The organism is Nonomuraea sp. NPDC050536 (assembly GCF_044457685.1).
Lineage (GTDB): Bacteria > Actinomycetota > Actinomycetes > Streptosporangiales > Streptosporangiaceae > Nonomuraea.
On record NZ_JBITHD010000025.1, the window covers coordinates 108586 to 132552 of the forward strand.

At 71.5% G+C, this 23967-nt stretch carries 17 protein-coding genes; 12 read left to right on the forward strand and 5 right to left on the reverse strand.

Annotated features, from left to right (window positions below):
- Positions 1-2: 2 nt before the first annotated feature.
- Positions 3-1172, reverse strand: coding sequence for a cytochrome P450 (locus tag ACIBHX_RS44790; RefSeq protein WP_397074142.1), 1170 nt, complete (start codon positions 1170-1172; stop codon positions 3-5).
- 82 nt (positions 1173-1254) lie between these two features.
- Here ACIBHX_RS44790 and ACIBHX_RS44795 point away from each other — a divergent pair, with 82 nt between their 5' ends.
- Positions 1255-4620 (forward strand): phosphodiester glycosidase family protein, encoded by a 3366-nt coding sequence (locus ACIBHX_RS44795; RefSeq protein WP_397074144.1) that lies wholly within the window; start codon positions 1255-1257, stop codon positions 4618-4620.
- A 115-nt stretch (positions 4621-4735) separates the two neighbouring features.
- Here ACIBHX_RS44795 and ACIBHX_RS44800 read toward each other — a convergent pair whose 3' ends face one another.
- From ACIBHX_RS44800 to ACIBHX_RS44810, 3 genes are read right to left on the reverse strand one after another with little or no spacing between them, the layout of a single operon-like run.
- Positions 4736-7534: a glycoside hydrolase family 2 TIM barrel-domain containing protein gene (locus tag ACIBHX_RS44800; RefSeq protein ID WP_397074146.1), complete on the reverse strand. Its 2799-nt coding sequence runs from the start codon at positions 7532-7534 to the stop codon at positions 4736-4738.
- Positions 7535-7545: 11 nt separating this feature from the next.
- Positions 7546-8865 (reverse strand): NAD(P)/FAD-dependent oxidoreductase, encoded by a 1320-nt coding sequence (locus tag ACIBHX_RS44805; RefSeq protein WP_397074148.1) that lies wholly within the window; start codon positions 8863-8865, stop codon positions 7546-7548.
- Entirely contained in the window at positions 8862-10568 is a 1707-nt protein-coding gene (locus ACIBHX_RS44810; protein ID WP_397074150.1) for an FAD-dependent oxidoreductase, read from the reverse strand. Before ACIBHX_RS44810 ends, ACIBHX_RS44805 begins: the two co-directional genes overlap by 4 nt.
- Positions 10569-10660: 92 nt before the next feature.
- Between ACIBHX_RS44810 and ACIBHX_RS44815 the strand changes: the two genes are divergently transcribed.
- The 7 genes from ACIBHX_RS44815 to ACIBHX_RS44845 all read left to right on the forward strand — a co-directional run bounded on the left by ACIBHX_RS44815 (position 10661) and on the right by ACIBHX_RS44845 (position 17131).
- Entirely contained in the window at positions 10661-11248 is a 588-nt protein-coding gene (locus ACIBHX_RS44815) for a TetR/AcrR family transcriptional regulator (protein WP_397074152.1), read from the forward strand.
- 12 nt (positions 11249-11260) lie between these two features.
- A complete protein-coding gene (locus ACIBHX_RS44820; protein ID WP_397074153.1) occupies positions 11261-12826 on the forward strand; it encodes an amidohydrolase family protein in 1566 nt (521 codons plus the stop codon).
- A 37-nt stretch (positions 12827-12863) separates the two neighbouring features.
- Positions 12864-14396 carry a phenylacetate--CoA ligase family protein gene (locus ACIBHX_RS44825; RefSeq protein ID WP_397074155.1) on the forward strand — a complete coding sequence of 511 codons (1533 nt, stop codon included), beginning with the start codon at positions 12864-12866 and terminating at the stop codon, positions 14394-14396.
- Positions 14397-14421: 25 nt separating this feature from the next.
- Positions 14422-14571 carry a hypothetical protein gene (locus ACIBHX_RS44830; protein ID WP_397074157.1) on the forward strand — a complete coding sequence of 50 codons (150 nt, stop codon included), beginning with the start codon at positions 14422-14424 and terminating at the stop codon, positions 14569-14571.
- Between the two features lie 132 nt (positions 14572-14703).
- The gene (locus ACIBHX_RS44835; protein WP_397074159.1) at positions 14704-15150 is read left to right on the forward strand and encodes a DUF4188 domain-containing protein; all 447 of its coding nucleotides are present in this window, start codon (positions 14704-14706) and stop codon (positions 15148-15150) included.
- Positions 15147-16208 carry a hypothetical protein gene (locus ACIBHX_RS44840; RefSeq protein WP_397074161.1) on the forward strand — a complete coding sequence of 354 codons (1062 nt, stop codon included), beginning with the start codon at positions 15147-15149 and terminating at the stop codon, positions 16206-16208. The genes ACIBHX_RS44835 and ACIBHX_RS44840 overlap by 4 nt, the downstream gene beginning before the upstream one ends.
- Positions 16205-17131 carry a hypothetical protein gene (locus ACIBHX_RS44845; protein ID WP_397074163.1) on the forward strand — a complete coding sequence of 309 codons (927 nt, stop codon included), beginning with the start codon at positions 16205-16207 and terminating at the stop codon, positions 17129-17131. The genes ACIBHX_RS44840 and ACIBHX_RS44845 overlap by 4 nt, the downstream gene beginning before the upstream one ends.
- 15 nt (positions 17132-17146) lie before the next feature.
- On the opposite strand, the gene tuf is transcribed toward ACIBHX_RS44845, so the two are convergent.
- On the reverse strand, positions 17147-18322 hold the full coding sequence (tuf, locus tag ACIBHX_RS44850) for an elongation factor Tu (protein WP_397074165.1): 1176 nt from the start codon (positions 18320-18322) through the stop codon (positions 17147-17149).
- Between the two features lie 304 nt (positions 18323-18626).
- Between tuf and ACIBHX_RS44855 the strand changes: the two genes are divergently transcribed.
- Genes ACIBHX_RS44855 through ACIBHX_RS44870 form a run of 4 tightly spaced genes read left to right on the forward strand, consistent with a single transcriptional unit; the run spans position 18627 to position 23952 of the window.
- Positions 18627-20477 carry a S9 family peptidase gene (locus ACIBHX_RS44855; protein WP_397074166.1) on the forward strand — a complete coding sequence of 617 codons (1851 nt, stop codon included), beginning with the start codon at positions 18627-18629 and terminating at the stop codon, positions 20475-20477.
- On the forward strand, positions 20441-21754 hold the full coding sequence (locus tag ACIBHX_RS44860) for a serine hydrolase domain-containing protein (protein WP_397074168.1): 1314 nt from the start codon (positions 20441-20443) through the stop codon (positions 21752-21754). The genes ACIBHX_RS44855 and ACIBHX_RS44860 overlap by 37 nt, the downstream gene beginning before the upstream one ends.
- A gap of 1 nt (position 21755) precedes the next feature.
- Positions 21756-23072 (forward strand): serine hydrolase domain-containing protein, encoded by a 1317-nt coding sequence (locus tag ACIBHX_RS44865; protein WP_397074170.1) that lies wholly within the window; start codon positions 21756-21758, stop codon positions 23070-23072.
- On the forward strand, positions 23065-23952 hold the full coding sequence (locus tag ACIBHX_RS44870) for a serine hydrolase (RefSeq protein ID WP_397074172.1): 888 nt from the start codon (positions 23065-23067) through the stop codon (positions 23950-23952). Before ACIBHX_RS44865 ends, ACIBHX_RS44870 begins: the two co-directional genes overlap by 8 nt.
- Positions 23953-23967 lie beyond the last annotated feature (15 nt).

The window sequence follows — 23967 nt, forward strand, 5'->3', positions numbered from 1 at the left end:
GATCACCACGCGAGGTGGAGGACCTCGGGAGCCCGGTGGATGAGCGTCGGCGCCATCGTGACCTCGTCCGAGGCGAGCCGCAGCCCGGGCATCCGCTCCACGAGCAGCTCCAGCGTGATCCGGACCTGCTCCCTGGCCACCTGGGATCCGGGACAGCCGTGCACCCCGTGCCCGAAGCTCAGGTGACGATCCGACGCCCGGGTGATGTCGAACGTGGAACCCGTGTCCCGCCCGGCCGAGCCGTAGGCCACGAACACCATGTCGCCCGCCTCCAGAGCGGTGCCCGCCAGCGTGACCGGCGTGGTCACCGTACGCCTGAAGCCCTGGACAGGGGCGTCGAAGCGGACCGCCTCCTCGACCGCGGCCGGGATCAGCTCGGGCCGCGCGCACAGCAGCTCCCACTGGGCGCGGTCGCGCAGCAGGTGCAGCAGGCACGTGCCCAGCAGCGCGGTCGTGGTCAGGTGCCCGGCGAGCAGCAGGTTCTGCAGGTTCGACACGATCTCCTTGCGCTGGTCCAGCGTGAGCTCGGTGGCCTCGGGCGCCAGCCCGCGCACCATCTCGGTGACCAGGTCGTCGCGCGGGGAGGCCAGCCGGTCGCGGACCTCGGCGTCCAGCAGCAGTTGCAGCGCCACGACCTGCTTGGCGGCCGACACCTGCTCCTGCTCGCTCAGCCGCGAGAACACCAGCTCCTCGGCCCGCTGCCCGCCGAGGATCGCGCCCGGAAGGTCGGCGGGGTCGAACCCGAACAGGCGCCCGATCACGCTCGCGGGCAGCGGCCGGGCGTACTCCGCCATCCACTCCACGCCACGCCCGGCGAACCCGTCGAGCAGCTCGGCCGCCCGCTGCCGCACGTAGGGCAGCACCGCCTGTACGCGCGAGGGCGAAAGCCCCCTGGTGAGCGGCCGCCGCAGCCGGCGGTGGGCCTCGCCGTCGGCGGTCAGCACCGCCTGCACGCCGCCCAGCCCCTTGACCATCTCCGACAGCGCCGCGGGACCCGGCAGGTAGTCGGGCCGCAGCGCCCCCGCCGAGGAGAACCGGTCGGGCCGCGACAGCACCTCCCGCACGTCGTCGTGGCGGCTGACCAGCCAGGCGTCCAGCTCGGGCACGAACGTCAGCCCCGGTCTCCCGCGGGCTTCGGCGTATAAGGGATACGGGTCCCGATAGAGATCCACGGGACCATGCTAGATCTGAAATTTTCTTTTAGTTCACTCCAAGGTCTTGAAAGTAATATCCACGGGCGATTGAGTTCGGGGCGTGCAGACCCTCCGAATCGTGGCCGGGGCTTGGCTCGCCCTCGGCCTGTTAGCCGCGCCCGCCCAGGCAGATCCCACACCTCCCGCCGAGGACGCGCCCAAGGCGTCCTCCTATCCGCCCCCGTCCGTCCTGCTGGCGGCGCCCGCGGGCCAGCAGCTGGAGACGGCCAAGAAGACCCGGCCCCTCGCGCCCGGCGTCACCCTCACCTCCTTCGACCGCTACGACGCGGCCGGCTGGCTGCGCGCCGACGCGGTCAGCGCCGACCTCGGCAGCGCCAAGGCCGGATACCTGTCGTCGGGCGAGGTGACCAAGGACGAGCCGCTGTCCGGCCCGGCCAGGCGGGTCCACGCGGTCGCCGCGGTCAACGGTGACTTCTTCGACATCAACCGCTCCGGCGCGCCGCTCGGCACGGGCGTCCAGGACGGCAAGCTGATCCAGTCAAACTCCCAGGGCTGGACGAACGCGGCCGCCTTCACCGGAGAGGGCATCGGCCGCGTCGTCACCATGAACTTCGACGGCACCGCGACGCCCGCCGGTGGCTCGCCGCTGACCTTGACGCAGTTCAACCAGGTCATCCAGCGCGACGGCATCGGCCTGTTCACGCCGCTGTGGGGCTCCTACCAGCGCTCGCGCACGGTCGAGGGCGCCTCCGCCGTCACCGAGGTCGAGCTCGCCGACGGCGTCGTCAAGGAGGTACGGCAGGCCGCGGGGACCGGCCCGATCCCGGCCGGCACGTCGATCCTGCTCGGCCGCGACGCCGGGGCCACGGCGCTGGCCGCACTCAAGCCCGGCGACAAGGTCGACGTCACCTACCAGCCCAAGGCCTCCGACGGCAAGGACGTGCGGACGGCCGTCAGCGGCAGCTACGTGCTGGTCAAGGACGGCCAGATCCAGAACTCCGGCGACCCGGCCGCCCACCCGCGCACCGCGGTCGGCTTCTCCGCCGACGGCCGCAAGATGATCCTGCTGACCGTGGACGGCCGCCAGGTCGACAGCCGCGGCGTCACGCTCAACGAGCTGGCCGCGATGATGGTCGAACTGGGCGCCGCCAACGCGCTCAACCTCGACGGCGGCGGCTCCTCCACGATGCTGGCGCGCGAGCCCGGCTCGGCCGACGTGCAGGTGGAGAACAGCCCGTCCGACGGCAGCGAGCGGCCCGTGCCCAACGGCCTGGCGCTGTACGCGCCCGAGGGCAGCGGCAAGCTCAAGGGCTTCTGGGTGGAGACCACCTCCGACCCGGCCAAGGCCCCGGGCGTCGGGCCCGTCACGGGCGGGCGTCCCGACCGCGTCTTCCCCGGGCTCACCCGGCGGCTGAGCGCCGCCGGCTACGACGAGACGTACGGCCCGGCCTCGGGGGCGCCCATCTGGCGCGCCAACCCGGCCGTGCACGGCGTGGTGCGGGACGGCAGGTTCCATGCCCTGGTGCCGGGCGAGACGACCGTCACCGCCTTCCGCGACTCGGCCAAGGGCACCATCGGCCTGACCGTCCTCCAGCCGCTGGAGCGGCTCGGCATGACCTCCGACCGGCTCGGGCTGGCCGCGCAGGACGCCACGGGCACGTTCGGCGTCGTCGGGTACGACCGCAACGGCAACACCGCGCCGATCGAGCCCACCGACCTCACCCTGGACTACGACCACGCGCTCTTCGACGTGACCCCCGCCGAGCAGGGCTTCTTCACGGTCAAGGCCAAGGCGGCCAGCGGGTCGGGCCTGATCACCGCCAAGGTCGGAAAGATCACGACGGCGCTGCCGGTGACCGTCGGCTTCGAGGACAAGCCGGTCGCCGACTTCGAGGACGCCGCCTCGTGGACGTTCGCCGCGGCGCGCGCCACCGGATCTCTGTCGGCCACCGCCGGGCAGAGCGGCGGCGGGCTGAAGCTGTCCTACGACTTCACCCAGTCGACCGCCACCCGCGCGGCCTACGCCAGCCCGCCGCAGCAGATCACGATCCCCGGGCAGCCGCAGGCGTTCGGCCTGTGGATCAACTCCACCGGCAAGGGGGAGTGGCCCAGCCTGGAGTTCTACGACTCCCAGGGCCAGTCGCAGATCCTGCGCGGGCCGTACCTGACCTGGACCGGCTGGAAGTACGTCGAGTTCGCCGTCCCGCCCGGCGTGAACTACCCGCTGAAGCTGCGCCGCTTCTACGTGGCCGAGACCAGGGCCGACGCCAAGTACACCAACGAGATCGCCATCGACGGGCTGGTGGCCAAGGTGCCGCCGTCCATCACCGTGCCGCCCGCCGCCAAGGTCGTGGACCCGGTGGTCAAGCCGTCGGTCTCGGCGATGCCGTGGCGCTTCGCGGTGATGTCGGACGCCCAGTTCGTGGCGCGGGAACCGGACAGCGACATCGTGCGCAACGCCCGCCGTACGCTCAAGGAGATCAAGGCGGCCAAGCCCGACTTCCTGCTGATCAACGGCGACTTCGTGGACGAGGCCTCGCCGGACGACTTCGCGCTGGCCAAGCGGATCCTCGATGAGGAGCTCGGGAACGACCTGAAATATGTCTACATCCCGGGCAACCATGAGGTGATGGGCGGGAAGATCGACAACTTCAAGGCGGTCTTCGGCGCGACCAACGGCGTCTTCGACCACAACGGCACCCGTTTCATCACGCTCGACACCTCCCGGCTCAACCTGCGCGGCGGCGGCTTCGACCAGGTCGCCATGCTCCGCTCCGAGCTGGACAAGGCGGCCACGGACTCCTCGATCGGCTCGGTCGTGGTGCTCTTCCACGTGCCGCCCAGGGACCCGACGCCCGGCAAGGGCAGCCAGCTCGGCGACCGCAAGGAGGCCGCGCTGGTGGAGGACTGGCTGGCCGACTTCCAGCGCACGACCGGCAAGGGCGCGGCCTACATCGGCGGCCACGTCGGCACGTTCCATGGCGACCACGTGGACGCCGTGCCCTACTTCATCAACGGCAACTCCGGCAAGAACCCGGCCACGGCTCCGGAGGACGGCGGCTTCACGGGCTGGTCGCTGTGGGGCGTCGACCCGGTCACGCCGCAGGAGGCCGAGCACGTGCGCCGCAACTGGTTCGTCGACGCCCCCGACTGGCTGGCCACCCAGGTGCGCCCGCACGTCGACGATCTGGCCGTCGCCGCGCCCGCCTCGGTCAAGGTCGGCGCCACGGCCAAGATCACTGCGGACGTGAAGCAGGGGACCCGCGTGGTCCCGGCCGCCTACCCGGTCTCGGTGCAGTGGACGGGTTCGCCCGGCCTGCGCGTCGGCGCGCATCCCCGCCCCGGTGACCTGGCCACCTTCGACCCGGCTACGGGCACGTTCACGGCCCTGCGCCCCGGCACGGTCGAGCTCACCACCAGCGTCAGCGGCGTGGACCACAAGACCACGATCACCCTGACGCCCTAGCGGTCGTCCCCGGCTCGCCGTACAGGCTCCTGTACGGCGAGCCACTACAGCGACGAGGTGACCTCGCGGACGAGATCTCCGTCGATGTCGGCTTCGTCGGCATGCAGCTTGACCATCAGGGGGCCGGAGTGAAGCGGAGGTGGAGGGTGGTGGGGGCGGCGTGCAGCTCGTACTGGGGGAGGGTGGCGGGACCGCATGAAGCGGTGCCGATGCCGTGGTGGGCCAGGTCGAGATTGAGATGCACGTGGTCGCCCGGCACCAGGTCGGGCCGGTGCCTGGCGGCGTGCAGCTGGGCGGTGGTCCAGCGGCGAGCCGTCAGGCCGAACAGGCCGGAGACGCGCAGGCCGCCGGCCGGGCCGGTGAGGGTGGCCCAGCGGACGTCGGAGCGGTGGCCGTTCTCCTGCGGATAGACGTAGGGCGTTTGGAGGTCGTCGACGGTGCTGGTCCAGCGGCCCACCCTGGCGGCCGCCCCCGTGTCGGGGTAGGCCTCGCCCGGGCCGCGGCCGAACCAGGTCACGTCGGTGATCGTCGAGGGCAGCGCCAGGGTCAGGCCGAGGCGCGGGATCGGGTCGTTCCACTCGCCTTCGGGGGTGATGTCGGCGGTGAGGTCGAGGCCGCCGTTCGCGGCGGACCAGCGGTAGACGACCCGCATGCCGAGGTCGGTGGCGGCGGCCGCGACCCGGGTGCGTACCACCAGCTCGTCGCCCGCCTGCTCGACGGCATCGGTCCTGTGCGTGAGGCGGTGCAGGCCGAGCAGGTGCCAGCGCCACTCCAGCCCTCCGGACCGGTCGTTGTCGGTGGCCGCCCGCCACAGCTCCAGGCGCGGCCCGTCGACGTCGAGCCCGAACAGCCGCGTCAGCCGGCCGCTGCGCCCGTCGAACACCCCGCCGCCGAGGACGATCTCCCCCTCGCGCGCTTCCGCCCGCGAACCTCCGGAAGCCGGCTCGGTGACCGGGGACACGGTGGCCTGGGAGAGGCGGACCTGGCCCCAGGCGACCTCGTGCCCGGCCGGAGCCCAGGGCTCGTCGGCCGCCAGCACCGCCCGGATCGTCAGCCACGTCTCACCGTCGGCGAAGCCGTCGCCGGACGGTAGCTTCACCGTGCCCCCGGACGCGGGCACCTCCAGGGGAAAGGGCGACACGGGCTCCCCCTTGACCTCGATCACGCCCTCGAAGCGCAGGTGGGACAGGTCGCGGAAGTCGTCCACGCCGGCGACCTCGACGGCGCCGTCGCCGAAGGAGAAGCGCACCGGGGAGAAGACCTGCTTGAGGTCCAGCAGCCCGGGCGAGGGCGTCCGGTCGGGGAACACCAGCCCGTCCACGACGAAGTTCCCGTCGTGCAGCGGCTCGCCGTAGTCGCCGCCGTAGGCGTACTCCAGCGTGGGATGCCGCAGCCCGTGGTCGATCCACTCCCAGATGAACCCGCCGGCCAGCCGCGGATACCGGTCGAAGAGCTCCTGGTACTCCACCAGCCCGCCGGGCCCGTTGCCCATGGCGTGCGCGTACTCGCACTGCAGGAACGGCATCGCCCGCCGCCGCGCGTCCAGCTCGGGGTCGTCGAGGGGCTCCTCCGCGCGCTGCCCGATGGCCTCGACCTCGGCGTGCGAGGCGTACATCCGCGAGTACACGTCGGTGTGCGCGCACGACTCGTCGCCCTCGTAGTGCAGCGGCCGCGAGGGGTCCCGCTGCCGCGCCCAGTCGGCCATGACGGCCAGGTTCCGCCCGACGCCCGCCTCGTTGCCCAGCGACCACATGAACACCGACGGGTGGTTCTTGTCCCGCTCGACCATCCGCCGCATCCGGTCCAGCAGCGCGGGAGCGTAGCGCGGGTCGTCGGTCGGGTTGCCGCGCCAGGAGATCTGCCCGAAGCCGTGCGTCTCCAGGTCGCACTCGTCGATCACCCACAGCCCCAGCTCGTCGCACAGGTCGAGGAAGTCCGGGTGCGGCGGGTAGTGGCTGGTCCTGACCGCGTTGACGTTGTGCTGCTTCATCAGCAGCACGTCCTGGCGCATGGTCTCGTACGGCACAGCCCTGCCGTGCTCCGGGTGGAACTCGTGCCGGTTCACGCCCCGCAGCTTCAGCGGACGCCCGTTGGCCAGCAGCACCCCGTCCTCGATGGAGATCGTCCGGAACCCGATCCGGACGGATACCACCTCGTCAGGAAATGTCACGACCGCCGAGTACAGCCGCGGTGAGTCCGCCGACCAGGGCGACACCGGCACCGTGACCGGTTCGCCCGGCGCGAGATCCACGATCCCGAGCTCCTCGCACGACAGCAGCCCGGCGCCCTCGAAGCTCAGCATGCCGAGCCCGTCCGCATAGGAGGCGTGCACGAAGACGTCCGCAGACGACCGTGTCAGCGTCACGTCGCGGAAGATGCCCGGCATCCACCACATGTCCTGGTCTTCCAGGTAGCTGGCCGCCGACCACTGGTGCACCCGTACGGCCAGCACGTTCGGCCCCGGCCGCAGCCACGGCCCGGCGTCGAACTCCGCCGGCACCCTGCTCCCCGTGGTGGACCCGAGCTCGTGCCCGTTCAGCCAGACCGTGGCGAAGCAGTCGACGCCCTCGAACCGCAGCCGACCCCCGCTCCAGTCCGAAGGCAGCTCGAAGAGGCGCCGGTAGTCCCCGGTCGGGTTCTCGTCGGGCACGAAGGGCGGATCGACGGGGAACGGGAAGACGACGTTGGTGTAGGCGGGCGCGCCGTATCCGTGCAGCACCCAGTGCGACGGGACGGGCAGCTCGTCCCAGCCGGAATCGTCGAAGGCGGGATCGGCGAAGGAATCGGACACGCCGGCCGTAAGCGACAGACGGAACCGCCAGACGCCGTTCAGGTCGAGCGCGGGGGCGTCGGAGTGGAGGGCCGCCCGGGGTTCGAGCCGCCCGGTGCCGGGGGTGAAAGCGTGGAGATCCATCGTTCGAGAGCCTACGGGTTACGGTTCGGCCCGTCACCGGCCAATCTTGCGACCGTATCCCGCCGCTCCTCCCGCATCTCCCACGCCGACCTGGCCACGAACCGCAGCAGCGCGGTCCGGTCGGTGCCGCGCCCGCGCAGCGCGCGCCACGTCCACGCGGCCAGCCGGGCCGTGGTCAGCGCCTCGGCGGGCCGGACGATCCGCGAGTAGACGTCCAGGAAGCGGGTCATCAGCGCGGGATCGTCCCGCAGCGCCCGGTGCATCTCGACGTCGAGCGGGCCGACCGGGTCGGCACGGCCCATCCGGTCGGTCCAGTAGAACGTCTCCAAGCACTCCCTGTCGCGCCGCCGCTCCCAGTCCCGCAGCGGCGTCCCGGCGGCGACCGCCTCGCCGAGCAGCCGGCCGAACCGCAGCGCGTCGCGGATACCCTGCGCGGTGACCGGGTCCTTGAAGTGGCCCGCGTCACCGGCCAGCGCCCAGCCGGGGCCGGTGGAGGGGCGGAAGTACGACTCCAGCCCGGACGCGCAGAACACCCTGGACGCCCGGGCGCACCCGGCCAGGCGTTTGGCCAGGCCGGGCAACCCCTCGGCGATCGTCCGCTCGTACTCCCGCTCCGGATCGGCCGTGAAGTCGGCGGAGCGGGCGTCCGGCGGCATGAGCAGCACCAGCGTGAGCCCGCCGTCGCAGGGGAAGGCCGTGCCCAGCTCGGCCCCCTGCCGCCACTGCGCCGCGATCGGCCGCAGCTCCTCGCGCGGGTCGTCGTAGTAGGCGTAGTAGCAGGCCCGCCCGTCCCTCCTGCTCAGGTACGGCTCGGCCGCCCCCACCAGCTGCGCGACCGTGGACCTGCGCCCGTCGGCTCCGATGACGACCGGGGCGCGCAACCGGTAGACCCGCCCGCCGCGTTCGGCGACCTCGACGCCCGTGACGCGGTCGCCCTCCCGCAGCAGCCCGGTCACCCGGTGCCCCTCGCGGATCTCGGCGCCCGCCTGCCTGGCCGTCTCCACCAGCGCCAGGTCCAGGCCTGCCCGCCGTACGCACATCGCGTAGTCGATGCCGTCGACGGCGCTGTAGCCGCCGAGCGCGCGGATGCCGGGGATCTCGACCGAGGCCGTCGGCAGGCGGGGCGCGCCCAGCGCCTCGACACGGGACAAAGCGCTCAGCCGGGCGAGCTCGGCCAGCCCGCCCGGCCAGAGCAAGTGCGTGGAGATCGTCGAGGAGGGGAAGCGCGCGGAGTCGACCGCCGTCACCCGCAGTCCTGCCCTGGCCAGGGCGATGGCGGCGGCCGACCCCGCGCAGCGAGCCCCGACGATCACGACGTCGGCCTCTGTCATGGCCATCGGGTGTCGCGGACGTCCCACTTGTTGGGCAGGCCGAGCCGGTAGCGCACCTTGTCCTCGGCCTTGTCCAGGTCGAACAGCGGCGAGCGGTAGAGCTGGTGCACCGGGCAGCGTGGCGCGCTCGAGCCCGCCGCGTCGAGTAACGCGTTGACCGCCAGGCGGGCGCCCTGGTTGGCGCCTTCCATCGTGGTCACGTTGATCGGTGTGCGGACCCAGTCGCCGGCCAGGAACAGGTTCTGGATCCCCGTCCTGGAGTCCGGCCGCAGCGCCCACGAGCCGGGATGCTGGATGAACAGCGGCTCGTCGTTGGTCCCGCTCTGGATCGCCGGGTCGAGGAACCAGGAGTGCAGCATGTCGTCGGTCAGCCGGGTGCCGGTGTCGTTGAGGTGGGCCTTGATCTCCGCCCACGCCTCGGCGGCGATCTCCTGCGGGGTGCAGTCGACGGCCTTCTTACTGTTGAAGGTGCCCGGGGTGAACCAGTCGGAGATGATCGTGGACAGGCAGTCCTTCACAGTGCCGTCGCCGTAGGTGGCGAAGTCCCGCTTCCAGAACTGGGCCTGGCTGATCGAGGTGACCGCCCAGGCCGAGTCGACGTAGTTGACGTGGCCGGGCGTGAGCGGGAACTCCTGCTTGAGGTAGAACATGAGCCCGTTCATCCAGTCCTGCCGGAGCCTGGCGATGTTGCCGAGCCGCGCGTCGGCGGCCACCAGCGCCGGGCTCATCAGCTTGGCGGCCCGCTCGGACGGCATCGACACGACGAACCAGTCGGCGTCGATCGTCCTGCCCGCCGACGTGGCCGAGGCGATCTTGCCGTTGCCCAGGGTCAGCCCGTCGACCGCCCAGCCCACGTTGAACTTCACGCCCTTGGAGCCCAGATGGGACACCCACGGGTCGATCCACATCTCGCTGGTCGCCCCGTCGAGCACCCGGTCGACCGAGCCGCCCGGCTCGTTGCCCAGGCCCAGCGCGCTCCACAGGGTGGCCTCGCCCACCAGGCCGATCGAGTGGGTGCTCGCGTCCTTGGACTTGGTGGCCGCCAGGTTGCGGATCGTGCCGTCGGCCACGAACTTGTTGTACTCGTCGGAGAACCGGTCGGCCCTGATGAAGTCCGCCCAGGTGAGCCGGTCCCACTGGCCCAGGCGGCGCTCGTCGCAGCTGGTGGCGTAGACGCCGAGCTTCTGGGCGAAGAACTCCGCCTCGCTGAAGGACAGCTTGAACACCGTCTGCAGCCCCGAGATGATCGTCGAGACGAGGCTGGCCAGGTCGTAGATGCGCGGGCTGGGCGGCAGCGGGAACGGGAACGGCGCCGTCAGGTCCGGCCGCCCCTGCCGCGCCATCAGGTACGAGGTGGCGCGCGTGAGGTTGTCCCAGCAGCCGTTGGCGTTACCCGGGTACGGCGTGCGCCGCATCGTGTCGGTGAGATCGAAGTAGAAGCCGGGGAAGAAGCGGAACCCGTGCTCGCCGGGTAAGTTCCCCGGCGCGGTGATGCTGCGCGCCTTCCCGCCCAGCGCCTTGCGCTCGTAGACGGTGACGTCGAAGCCCCGCTCGGCCAGCTCGTGGGCGGCCGAGAGCCCGGCCACACCGCCGCCCAGTACGGCCACCCTCTTCCCCGGTGCGGAGCTCGCGGCGCCCAGCACGCCGACCGTCGCGGCCGCCGCTGTGATCTTCAGGAAGTCCCTGCGCGTGCCCTCACTCATCGTGCCTCCAAGGCGTGAGGTGGCTTTTGCAGAGATTCGTAACACGTTATTGGCGCTCCGCCAATAGACGTTGGCGGTGTGATAATCCATCCATGGGACGCATGGACCCCGACGACCGCCGCCAGCAGATCCTCGACCGCGCGCAGACGCTCTTCCGCGAGCGCCCGTACGAGTCGGTGTCCAACACCGAGATCGCGGCCGCGGCGGGCGTCAGCAGGGGGCTGCTCAACCACTACTTCGGCACCAAACGCGAGCTCTACCTGGCCGCGGTGGCGGACCTGCTGAGCGTCCCGCCGGTGCCCGTGCCGGAGTACGTCAAGGGCGCCAGCGTCCGCGACCGGGTGTGCGAGAGCGTCAACGGCTGGCTGGAGCTGCTCGAACGCAACCAGGAGACGTGGCTGACCGCCCTGTCGACGCAGGGCGACCCGGAGCTGGAGGCGATCGTGGACGCGGCACGCGAGCGGGTGGTGGACCACATCATCGAGGTGGTCGGCCTCGGCCCGGTCTCGCGCACCCATCCGGAGGTGCGGGGGATGCTGCGCGGCTTCTCCGGCATGGCCGAGGCCACGTCCGCCGAGTGGCTCAGGCGCGGCAGGCTCACCCGGCACCAGGCCCACGTCTTCCTGGAGGAGACGCTGGTCAAGCTGCTCGAGGAGATCATCCCGCAGGTCCTGGACTAGGGTGTGCGGACCATGGGGCGAACGCTGATCACCGGGGTGACCGTCTGGGGCGGGGCCGAGTGCGAGCCCGAGCCAGGATGGGTGCTGCTCGACGGTGAGCGGATCGCCGCCACCGGGCATGACGAGACCCCGGCCGCCGACGAGGTGGTCGACCTGCCGGGGCGGCACGTGCTGCCGGGGTTCGTCGACACGCACACCCACCTGACCGTGGCCGCCTGGCAGCCGAGCGGGGGAGACGCCGCCGCATGGACCGGCCTGCGTGACGCGCTGCACGCTGTGCGGACGGCCGCCGAGGCCGCGCCGCACGCCCCGTGGCTGCTGTTCTGGAACGCCTCCCTGCACGCCTGGCCCGAGGGCCGCCTGCCGACGTCGGCGGAACTGGACGAGGCCGCACCCGGCAGGAAGGTGCTCGTCAGCGGCGTCGACCTGCACAGGGGCGCCGTCTCCAGCCCCGCCCTGCACCTGGCCGAGGGCGAGCCCGGCGACCTCACGAAGACGGGCGAGGTGTGGGAGGCCGCCTACGGCCGGGTGCTCAGGCGGGCGCTGGCCGACCTGGGGGAGGCCGCCGATCCGGAGGAGGCGCTGCTGGCCGAGGCGCGCAGGCATCTCGCGGTGGGCATCACGCACGCCCACGATCCCTACGTCCCGCCGTCCGCGCACGACCGCATGCGCCGCCTGGCCGCCGCCACCCCGCTGCGCCTGTCCTGGGCGACCGGCCCCGAGACCGGCATCTTCGACGCCCCCTCTCGTGAAGCCCCCGAGGGCCCGTACGGCGAGGCCGTCAAGGAGGTCAAGATCTTCCTCGACGGCGCCGACCGGTGCGCGCTCCGGGTGCCCATGGCCGCCCTCCCCGGCATGGTCGGCGGCACCGTGGCCGAGGCGCTACGCCGCCGGGCGTTCGGCCCGATCCGCGAGGGCATGCGCAGGAAGATGGCCTTCGCCGGGGGCGGCATCGAGCTGCCCTACCTGCGCCTCACCGACGAAGCCCTGGTCGGGCTGCTGGCCGCCTACGCCGACGACGGCATCGCGGTGCGGATCCACGCGCTCGGCAACCTGGCCGCCGAGCAGGCCGCCCGGGCGGTTGCGAAGACCGGCGCCAGAGCCACCCTCGACCACCTCACCGGTCTCGACCGCAGGACCGCCGACCTGATCGCCGCCTCCGGCGCGCACGCCGCCGTCCAGCCGGGCTTCGTGACCAGGTTCGGCGGGCAGTTCGCCACCACCGGGCTCGACCGGCACCTGGCCGTCGCGGGAGCCCGCCTGCTGACCGACGCGGGGGTCCCGCCGGTGATCAGCTCCGACCACCCGTGCGGGCCCCTCGACCCGCTGGCCAACCTGCGCGTCGCGGCCCGCCGTACGTTCCAGCCTGAGCAGGCGATCGGGTACGGCCAGGCCGTCGCGGCGGCCACCACCCGCGCGGCCGCGTCGATCGGCGCGCCGGGTTCCGGCGGCATCGCGCCCGGCGAGGTGGCCGACCTGGCGATCTGCGACGGGCACCCCTTCGACGACGGCACCCGCTGCGAGCAGACCTGGGTGGCGGGCAGGCGCGCGGACCCGTACGCGAGCAACCGGATATAAAGCGGGGACTTATCGGTGTTCGGTATGTTTCGCGTCTATGACCCGCTTAAGTCCCCGCCTCGGACCGCTCACCGCGAGGGAACGCTGGCGCCGCATCCGGCTGCAGGCGTACTCGTGGCTGCTGACCGGTGCCTACCGGCTGGGCGCGCTGCATCCGGTGATCTGGCGGTTCGTGGCCAGGACCTACCATCCGGCCCTGGACCGGGTGGCGGCCAGGCACGCGCTGGTGGCCTGCAAGTTCGCGGCCGTCGACGTGCCCGCCTACCGTGACTTCCTCCGGGAGAACGCAACGGTGGGCGCGCGGCGGCTGGCCGACTTCCCCGAGACGACCAAGCAGAACTACGCCGCCGTCTACGACGAGGCGAGCCGCTGCCAGGAGGGCCGCCTGCACCGCCCGGGCGTGATCGTGGACGAGTCGTCGGGGTCGAGCGGCAAGCCGTACAACTGGGTGCGGGGGCCGCGCGAGCTGAAGGGCATCTACCGCAACGCGGCCGGGTACATCGAGCTGGTCTTCCCCGGCAAACGGCTGTTCGTGATCAACGCCTACTCGATGGGCGCCTGGGCGACCGGCACCACCACGGGCGCGGCGATGGCCAGGATCGCCATGGTCAAGAACACCGGCCCGGACCTGGACAAGATCGTCGACACGCTGGAGCACTTCGGGCCCGGCTACGACTACGTCGTCTGCGCCTACCCGCCGTTCCTCAAGCACCTGCGCGACCGGCTCGACCAGGGCGGATTCCCCTGGGCCGAGTACCGCATCAGCGGCCAGGTCGGCGGCGAGGGCATGACCGAGGCGCTGCGCGACTACCTGGAGGAGCGCTTCGAGGAGGTCAGGTCGGGCTACGGTGCCAGCGATCTGACCATCGGGATGGGCGCCGAGAGCGGGTTCACCGTGTGGCTGCGCAAGCGCCTGGCCACCGACCAGGCGCTGCGCGACAAGCTGCTCGGGCCGGGGGAGCAGCGACTGCCGATGATCTTCCACTACAACCCGCTCGAGACGTTCCTGGAGATCAACTCCGACGGCGAGCTGCTGTGCACGATCAACACCAAGAGCGCGCTGCAGCCCAAGCTCCGCTACAACGTCGGCGACGAGGCGCAGCTGCACACGCTCCCCGAGGTGAAGCGGCTGCTCGGCGCCGACTACGCGAAGGCGTGGACCGACGAGCGGATGAACCTTCCGCTGCTGTTCATGTTCGGCCGCAAGGACTCGACGATCTCCTACATGGGGGCCAACCTCTACCCGCAGGACGTCGAGTACGGCCTCTACGAGGGCAACCCCTACGCCCGCGACATCGCCCGCTTCTGCCTGTCGCTGGAGGAGCTGCCCGGCCTGGAGTACCGGCCGGTCATCAACCTCGAGCTGCGCGAGGGCGCCGAGCCCGACCGCGAGGCGCTGGCCGAGATCTGCCGCAAGGGCGTGGTCGCTCACCTGGCGCGGGTCTCGCGCGACTTCGCCGAGTCGCTGAAGGAGGACCCGACGACCGCCGACCTGCGCGTCAAGGTCTTCGACCCGGCACAGGGCCCGTTCGCCGGGCTCACCAAGATGAAGAACACCTACCTGGTCTGAGATGCCCGGGACTGTCTTCCCTCCCATGTCACAGGCAGCGGGGCTGTCTCGTCTCGGGTCGCTGGCCCTGCTGGACGACGACCGCTACCTCCGCGCCGCCGTCGGCGTCATCACCACCGTCGACAACCCCACCATGCTCCAGTGGATCCGCCGCGAAGCACTCGCCAAGAGCTGAGCTGACTCGTCCGCTGCGGGGCGAAGGAAGGGAGCTGGGGCGCGGGGTCGGTTTGGTCGATAGTGTTCGCATTTGAGGGTCTCCATTGCGGTGGTGGCCTGCCGGCGAAGGCGTCTAACTGGTGAAGGACTGATGAGGACCACGGACTTCAGCAAGGCGCCGCCGCAGGGGCGGGCGACGGCCATGTTCGTCGGGGCCACCCGCTACCGGGGCGTGCTGTCGATCGTCACGCTGACGATGACCTGGTTCCGCATGGTCAGGGACATGAAGCGGATGAAGGGCTACTGCTGGCACAAGGTGTACTGGGAGTTCCCCTTCACGCTGGGCACGCTGGCCTTCTTCGAGGACCGCGACTCGCTGCTGCGCTTCGCGCGATCCCGGCATCACCGCAAGCTCATGCAATGGGTGACGGATGGCGATAAAAACGCCACCGGGGGATATATCAGGCTCTATGGTGCGGAGGCCGAGGGCTACTCCAACGGGATCTGGCGGGCCGAGGGTGGCCCGATGGCGCACATCGAGACGTTCACCCCGCTGACCACCGAGGAAGGCGAGGGGCCGCGGGTGAAGCGCGGATGAGGCTCACCACCGTCGACGGCCGCGCCGACCTGCGCGCCTTCCTCCGGCTCACCGACGAGCTCTACGACGAGCGCTTCATCCCGCCGCTGCACGCCACGATCCGCGGCTGGCAACGCCAGGGGGTACGGCTGTGCCTGCTCAAGGACGGGGCCCGGGTGGTCGGCAGGACCACGCTGCACACCTCGGACGCCTTCGACGCCAAGCTCGGCAGGCGGCTGCAGCTGTTCGGCCTGACCGAGTTCGCCGAGGGCGCGGGCGAGGCCCTGTTCGACGCGATCTGCGCCGAGGCCGCGGGCAAGGACGCCGTCTTCGGCCCCGTCTCGCTGCTGCCCAACCAGGCGGGCGGCGTCATCACCTCCGGCTTCGGCGAGCGCGGCTTCATCGACAGCGCCTGGAATCACCCCTACTACCCGCAGGAGTACGACAAGTACGGCTTCCGCCGCCGCTTCGAGTCCGACACGTGGATCTGCCCGGTCCCCGCCGAGCCCGTCTTCCGCTTCGACGATTCGCGCATCGCCGCGGAGGACCTCGAGATCCACCGCGGGGACAGGCGCCGGATCGGGCGGCAGCTGCCGATCCTGCGGGAGATGCTCAACGCCAGCTTCGCCGGGCTGGGCTACTACACCGAGATCTCCGCCGAGCAGCTCTCCCAGCAGACCGACGGCCTGGCCTACCTGCTCGACGAGGCCCTGCTGCTCTACCTCACCAAGGCCGGGCGCCCGATCGCCTTCGTCCTGTGCCTGCCCGACATTTCCGAGTTCGTGGCGAAAATTCGTGGAAACCTGCACATCGCCAACCAGCTCCGCCTGCTGGCCTCCCGCTCCCGTCACCGCCGCGAGGCCGTGCTCATCATCAAGGGCACGATCCCGGCCGAGCAGGGCAGGGGCTACATGAATCTGCTGTCCAGGGAGTTACACCAGGGCCTCCTGCAAGGCGGCTACCAAGCACTGCGCAGCACCTACGTCGAGCACTCCAACCCGGGGTCCGCCGCCCAGTACCGGGCGATGGGCGGGCGGGCGCTGCACGGTTACACGTTCTACGAGAAGGATCTCGGGTGAAGGAGCTGCGGGACCTGGAGCCCGACTTCTGGCGCGCCCCGAGCGCGCACAACACCCAGCCGTGGGTGCTGAACTACGGTCAGGACGAGGTCGAGGTCTCCTGGGATCCGGCGCGTGCCCTGCCGATCAGCGACCCGACCGGGCGGGATCTGCGGCTCGGGCTTGGCGCGTTCGTGGAGACCTGCCTGATCGTGTGCCGGGATGCCGGGCTGTCGGTGGGCTTCAGGCACGACTCGGAGCCCGCGCGCGTCGGGTTCCTGCATCGGGTCGCCGGGCCGTACGAGACGGACTTCACGACGGCGGACGTGCGAGCGCGTGGCGCCAACCGCGGGGGTTACGAGCCTGGGCGGCTCCCCGTCGAGGTCATGGACCGCCTGGCCGAGCACGCGAACCTGGTCAGAGTGCCGTGCCGCGACCTGGCCGACCTGCTGTTCGCGGCCGACCTGCACCAGTTCGGCGACCCGGACGTCACACGGGAACTGCGCGAATGGCTGCGCCTCACCCCACGCCATCCGCGCTACCTGCTGGACGGGCTCACCGACAAGGCCCTTTCACTGGGCACCGGTGAGGCGCTGGGGCTGCGGGCCTCGCTGGCCCTGTACCCGGCGCTTCGGCGGCTGGGACTGCCCAGGGTGCTGGCCGGTGCCGGGCGCGGGCTGCTCGACTACGACGGCGACGTGCTGGTGCTCGTCGGAGACCCCGGCGAGCAGGTGGAGCAGGGCAGGGCGCTGATGCGGACCTGGCTCACCCTGTCGGGACTCGGATACACCACGCATCCGCTCAGCCAGGTCATCGACTGCGCCGAGACCAGGCGGGTGCTCGCCGACCGCCTGGACGTCGAGGACCCGGACAGCCTCCTGCACTTCGCCAGGGTCGGAAAACCGAAGGCGCCCGCCGTACGTTCCGCGAGAGTGCGGACGTAACGGCGGGCGCCCCCTTCAGACGGACAGCACCGTGCCGGCGCCGACCGTCAGGCCGCCCTCGCGAATCGCGAAGCCCAGCCCCGGCTCGACCGCGACGGCCCTGCCCAGCTCGACCGACACGTCGACGGTGTCACCCGGCCTGGCCCCATGGTCGTGAGCAGGGCCGTCCAGCGCGATCCTGCCCGGCACGTCGGTCGTGCGCAGGTAGAACTGCGGCCGGTAGCCGTCACCGATCGGCTTCCTGCGGCCACCCTCCTTGGGCGTGAGCAGGTAGAGCCGCGCCGTGAACGACGTGCGGGCCGCCTGGCTGCCCGGCCGCGCCAGCACCATGCCGCGCCGCACCTGCTCGCGGCGGACGCCGCGCAGCAGCACGGCCGCGTTGTCGCCGGCCTCGCCGGCCTCCATGGTCTTGCCGAACGTCTCGACCCCGGTCACGACCGCGGTGTACGGCTCGCCGTACCCGACGACCTCGACCGTGTCGCCGACGCGGACCGTGCCGCGCTCGATGGCGCCGGTGACGACCGTGCCGCGGCCGGTGACCGTGAGCACGTTCTCCACCGGCATCAGGAACGGCGCGTCCACGTACCGGATCGGCACCGGGATGTGGTCGTCGACGGCCTGCAGCAGCGCGTCGATCGAGGCCACCCACCGCGGGTCGCCCTCGAGCGCCCGCAGCCCGGACACCCGGACCATCGGCACGTCGTCGAAGCCGTGCTCCGACAGCATCTCCTGCAGCTCCAGCTCGACCAGGTCCGTCAGCTCCGGGTCGGCGCCGTCGGCCTTGTTGACGGCCACGACCAGGTGCTCGACCCCGACCCGCTTGGCGAGCAGCACGTGCTCGCGGGTCTGCGGCATGATCCCGTCCTGCGCGGACACGACCAGGATGGCGCCGTCGAGCTGCGCCGCCCCCGTGATCATGTTCTTCACGTAGTCGGCGTGGCCCGGCATGTCGACGTGGGCGTAGTGCCTGGTGGCGGTCTCGTACTCGACGTGCGAGATGTTGATCGTGATGCCCCTGGAGTGCTCCTCCGGGGTCCGGTCGATCCGCTCGAACGGCGTGTACGTGGCCTGGCCGCGCTCCGCCAGCACCTTGGTGATCGCGGCGGTCAGCGTGGTCTTGCCGTGGTCGACGTGGCCCATCGTGCCGATGTTGAGATGCGGCTTGTTACGGATGTAGGCCTGCTTGGCCATTGTTCCTTCCTTCGAAGAGTCCTTTTTCGTGACCCGTCCGGGTCGACTACCTCCACCCGCCGGGTCACTGTCAGGACTTACAGGCGGAGGTCAGAGCTCCAGGCCGCCGAAGGCACGCGCCTGCGCGCCCGCGACTGCGGGCGTTGCGTGGCATGCGTGCAGGAACATGAGCGTCATAGTGATGCAGTTGAGCACCGGGGAGCAACCGATTATTCCCGGCGCTTGGTGTCCCCGCACGAAGGGTGGGGGCTTGTTCGTCGCATCGGCCGAAGAACGCCCCGCGCGGCTGGCCTACGGTTCGGACATGCCACCCCTAGCCCTCGACGACCTGTACCGCCTCGCCGTACCGGGGGATCCCCAGCTGCGGCCGGACGGCGGCGCCGTCGCCTACACGCTCACCACCGCCGACCGGGACTCCGACGAGAACGTCACCGAGATCTGGCTCGCGGCCCCGGGCACCGAGCCCCGCCGCCTGGCCAAGGGCGGCGCTCCGCGCTGGTCGCCCGACGGCGGCACGCTCGCGTTCCTGCGTCCCGTCGACGGCAAGCCGCAGATCCACCTGCTGCCCATGGACGGCGGCGAGCCGACGCAGCTCACCGAGGCCGAGCTGGGTGCGGGCGTCCCCGTCTGGTCGCCGGACGGCACGAGGATCGCCTACGGCGGGCCGCACGGCACCGTGGACCCGAACGCTCCCGTGGTCGTGGACACCCTGGAGTACAAGGCCGACGGCGCCGGTCTGCTGCGCGAGATCACCACGCACGTCTTCGTGGTCCCCGCCGATGGCGGCGAGACGGTCCAGCTGACCGAGGGCGACTTCCACGCCGGTCAGCCCACCTGGTCGCCCGACGGCCGCCAGCTGGCCTTCACCGCCTCGCTGGAGTCCGACCGCGACCTGGTCGTCAGCGGCGAGGTGTACGCGGTCGAGGCGGCGGGCGGCGAGCCCAAGCGGCTGACCGGCCCCGAAGTGATCTGCATGGGCGCCTGGTGGCTCGGCGACCGCCTGGTGATCGCGGGAATGCACGGCGCCCCGGAGGGCCACACGCGGCTGTACACGCTGGACGGGGACACCCTGACCGAGCTGGAGACCGGGCTCGACCGCAACGTCATGATGGGCGCCCCCGGCTACCCGGGCGCCATGCCGCAGCTGCTCGGCCAGGATCTGATCTTCGCCGCCCGCGACGGCGGCTGCTCGCACCTGTACCGGCTGCCCGGCGCCGTCTCAGGCCAGGCGGAGAAGATCGTCGGCGGCGATCGGGTGGTCGCCGGCGCCAGCGTGGCGTCGGGCCGTATCGCCTACGTCGCCTCCACGCCGGAGAGCGCGGGCGAGGTGTACCTGGACGGGGTGGTGCTCACCTCCTACGCGCTGCCGGACGTGGAGCTGTTCGTGGCGCGCCGCCGTACCTTCACCGCGCCGGACGGCACCCCGGTCGAGGGGTTCGTGCTGCGCGACGAGAACCTGACCGAGCCCGGCCCGCTGCTGCTGGACGTGCACGGCGGCCCGCACAACGCCTGGGCGCCCGTCTTCGACGGCGTGCACCTCTACCACCAGGTGCTCGCCGCCCAGGGCTGGACCGTGCTGACGATCAACCCGCGTGCCAGCGACGGCTACGGCGAGGCCTTCTACACCGCCACCAAGGGCGCCTGGGGCATCTCCGACCAGGACGACTTCCTGGCGCCCCTCGACCAGCTGGTGGCCGAGGGGGTCGCCGACCCCGACCGGCTGGCCGTCACCGGCTACAGCTACGGCGGCTACATGACCTGCTGGCTGACTTCGCACACCGGGCGTTTCAAGGCGGCCATCCCCGGCGGCATCGTCAGCGACCTGCACAGCATCGCCGGCACCTCCGACGTGGGCTACTTCCTGAAGAAGCACGAGTGCCCCGGCGACCTGGCGGCGCAGTCGCCGATGACCTTCGTGGATCAGGTCACCACCCCGACCCTGATCCTGCACGGAGAGAACGACGACCGGTGCCCGGTCGGGCAGGCCGAGCAGTGGTTCGAGGCGCTGCGCGAACGGCAGGTGCCGGTCAGGCTGGTGCGTTACCCGGGCGGCTCCCACCTGTTCATCCTGAACGGCCGTCCCTCACACCGTCACCACTACAACGAGAGGATCCTCGCGTGGCTGGAGCAATGGGTCAGCGGCTCGCCGAGCTGATCGCGCAGTACGAGGTGCCGGGGGCCGCGCTGGCCTACCTGCACCAGGGCGAGCTGCACGAGTTCGCCGCCGGAACGCTCAACGCCGACACCGGCGTCGAGACCACCACCGACTCGCTGTTCCAGATCGGGTCGGTCAGCAAGGTGTGGACCGCGACCATGCTCGTGCAGCTGGCCGAGCGGGGCACGCTGACGCTGGACACGCCGGTGATCGAGCTGCTGCCCGAGTTCAAGGTCGCCGACCCGGAGGTCACCAAGACCGTCACGGTCCGCCACCTGCTCTCGCACACCAGCGGCATCGACGGCGACCTGTTCCTCGACACCGGCCGCGGCGACGACTGCGTGGAGAAGTATGTGGCCGCCTGCGCCGACCTCAAGCAGAACCACCCCATCGGCGCCACCCAGTCCTACTGCAACTCCGGCTTCATCGTGGCCGGCCGCATCCTGGAGAAGGTGTACGGCAAGAGCTGGGACGACGTGCTCCGCGAGCAGATCGTCGAGCCGCTCGGCCTGACCCACACGGTGACGCTGCCGGAGGACGTGCTGCGCTACCGGGCCGCGATGGGCCACGTGGAGGGCGGCAAGACCGCGCCCGTCTGGGGACTCATGCGCTCGGCAGGACCGGCCGGCCTCATCTGCGCCCGGCCCGCCGACGTCGTCGCCTTCGGCCGCGCCCACCTGGAGGGCGGCCTGCTGAAGGACCCGCAGGCCATGTGGGAGCCCCAGGTTGCCCTCCCCAACCCCTACACGCTGGGCAGCCACTGGGGCATCGGCTGGATCCTGGACGAGTGGAGCGGCCACCGGATCGTCTCCCACGGCGGCAACACCATCGGCCAGCACGCCATGCTCTGGATCGTCCCCGACACCGGCACGGTCGTGGCGGTGTCGGCCAACGGCGGCCGCAGCGGCGCGTTCACCCACGCGGTGGCCACCGAGCTGTTCGCCGAGCTCGACGGGATCGAGGTGCCGCCGGTGCTCGGCCCGCCCGAGACCCCGGTCGAGGTCGACCTGGAGCGCCACGCCGGCGTGTACGAGCGGGTCGGCGCGAGGGTGACGATGTCCGTGCGCGACGGCGCGCTGTGGTGCCGCATGGAGTCCACGGGCGCGCTGGCGGGGATGAGCCCCCCGCTCGAGCTGAAGACCATCCCGGTCGACGAGAACACCTTCGTCGGCCGCGAGGACGGCGACCCGCAGTGGCTGTCGGCCGTTTTCTACGAACTCGCGGACGGCACGCCTTACGTGCACATGGGCGCGCGCGCAACCCCGAAGGTGAGCTGAGATGGACCTGCAGAAGCGTCTCGACGAAGCGGTGCGGGCGCACAACGTGCCCGGCGCGGCCATCGCGGTGTGGTCACGCGGCGAGCTGCACGAGGCCGCCACCGGCGTGCTCAACAGGAACACCGGCGTGGAGGCCACACCCGACAGCGTCTTCCAGGTCGGCTCGACCACCAAGGTCTGGACGGCCGCGCTGGTCATGCAGCTGGTCGACGAGGGCTTGGTCGAGCTGGACAAGCTCGTCACCGACTACCTGCCCGGCTTCCCCGTGCGCGGGGCGATCACGGTGCGGCACCTGCTGACGCACACCGGCGGCTTCGACGGCGACCTGTTCGAGGACACCGGGCGCGGCGACGACTGCCTGGACAAGTTCGTCGCCTACCTGAAGGACGCCGGGATCGTGCACGAGCCCGGTGCCCTGTTCTCCTACTGCAACGCCGGCTACGCGGTGCTCGGCGCGCTGGTGGCCAGGCTGCGCGGCACCACCTGGGAGCAGGCCATGCGCGAGCGGCTGATGGAGCCGCTCGGCGTCACCCAGGCCGCGCTGTTCGGTGAGGAGGCCGTGCTCTTCCGCGCCGCGGCCGGGCATATCGGGCCGGACAACGTCGTCTACCCGAAGTGGCAGATGCCTCGCTCCAACGCGCCGGCCGGGTCCACGATGTGCCTGGCCCCGCGCGAGCTGGTCAGGTTCGGGCGGATGCTGGCCGCCGGCGGCGTCGCCGAGGACGGCACCAGGGTCCTGTCGCAGGAGAGCGTGGCCGCCATGCTCACCCCGCAGGTCGACGTGCCCGGCGTGAACGGGCTGCTGGCCGCGCAGTGGGGGCTCGGCGTCGAGCTGCTCGAATGGGGCGCCTACGGCCATGACGGCGGCACCCCGGGGCAGAGCACGTTCTGGGTCATCGTGCCCGGCGCCGACTTCGTGGTGGCGATGAACGCCAACGGCGGCGGCGCCCTCGGCTTGCTCGTCGACGTGATGCATCCCGTCATCAGGGAGGTCACCGGCGCCGCCGTGCCCGAGCTGCCGAAGCCGCCCGCGCAGCCGCGGGCCGTGGACGCCGCGCCGTACGAAGGGCGCTACCAAGGGCCGCAGCTGGCCTACGAGGTGGCCGCCGCCGACGGCGGGCTGGACATCACGCTCATCCCCGGCGAGTTCATGGCGAGCATGGGCGCCGAGCACAAGACGACCAGGTTCGTGCATCTCAGCGGCGATTCCTTCGTCGCCGCCGAAGCCGAGGATGGCCTGTACGAGACGGCCACGTTCATCCTGCGCGACGGCCGCGCCGCCTACCTGCACAACGGCAGGGCGGTGCCGCGTGCGTGAGGTGTTCGACGAGGCGGGCGTGCGCGGCTTCGTGCACGCCGTCGACCTCGACGGCGGGGCTGAGACCGGGCTCGACCCGGACTCGCCCGTCGTCCTGGCCTCGGTGTTCAAGATCCCGATCGTGCTGGAGTACGCCAGGCAGGCCGCCATGGGCGAGCTGGAGCGCACCGAACGGCTGACCGTGACCGCCGCCGACAAGGACGGCGGGATCGGCACCTCCGGCTGCGCGGACGACGTCTCGCTCACACTGCGCGACCTGGCCCATTTCATGATGACGATGTCCGACAACGCCGCCACCGACGTGCTGCTGCGCAGGGTCGGCCTGGAGCGGGTCAACGGCACCCTGTCCGAGCTGGGACTCTGGCAGACCCGCCTGATCGGCGGGTGCGCCGAGCTGTTCAAGTCGGTGGCCGAGGAACTGGTCGGCCCCGAGGCGGCGGAGAAGGGCGGGATCGAGCTGGAGGAGGCGCTCGCGGCGGCGCTGGCGACGGCCACGCCCGAGCGGATCCGCGCCCTGGCCGTCCGGGACCCCGCCCGGACGACCGCGGGCACCCCGCGCGAGCTGACCACGCTGCTCGGCCTCATCTGGCGTGACGAGGCGGGACCGGCCGAGGCCTGCGCCGAGGTACGGAAGATCATGGGCAACCAGATCTGGCCGCACCGGATGTCCTCCGGGTTCCCCGACGAGGTCAAGGTCTCCGGCAAGACCGGCACGCTCTGGGGCGTCCGCAACGAGGTAGGTGTCGTGGAATATCCGGATAAGTCGAGGTATGCCGTGGCTGTGTTCCTCCACGGCGACGACCTGGGCTTCCGCATCCCGGCCGCCGACGCCGCCATCGGCAAGGCGGCCCGGCTCGCTGTCGACCACCTGCGCGGCTGATGTCCCTCTACGTCG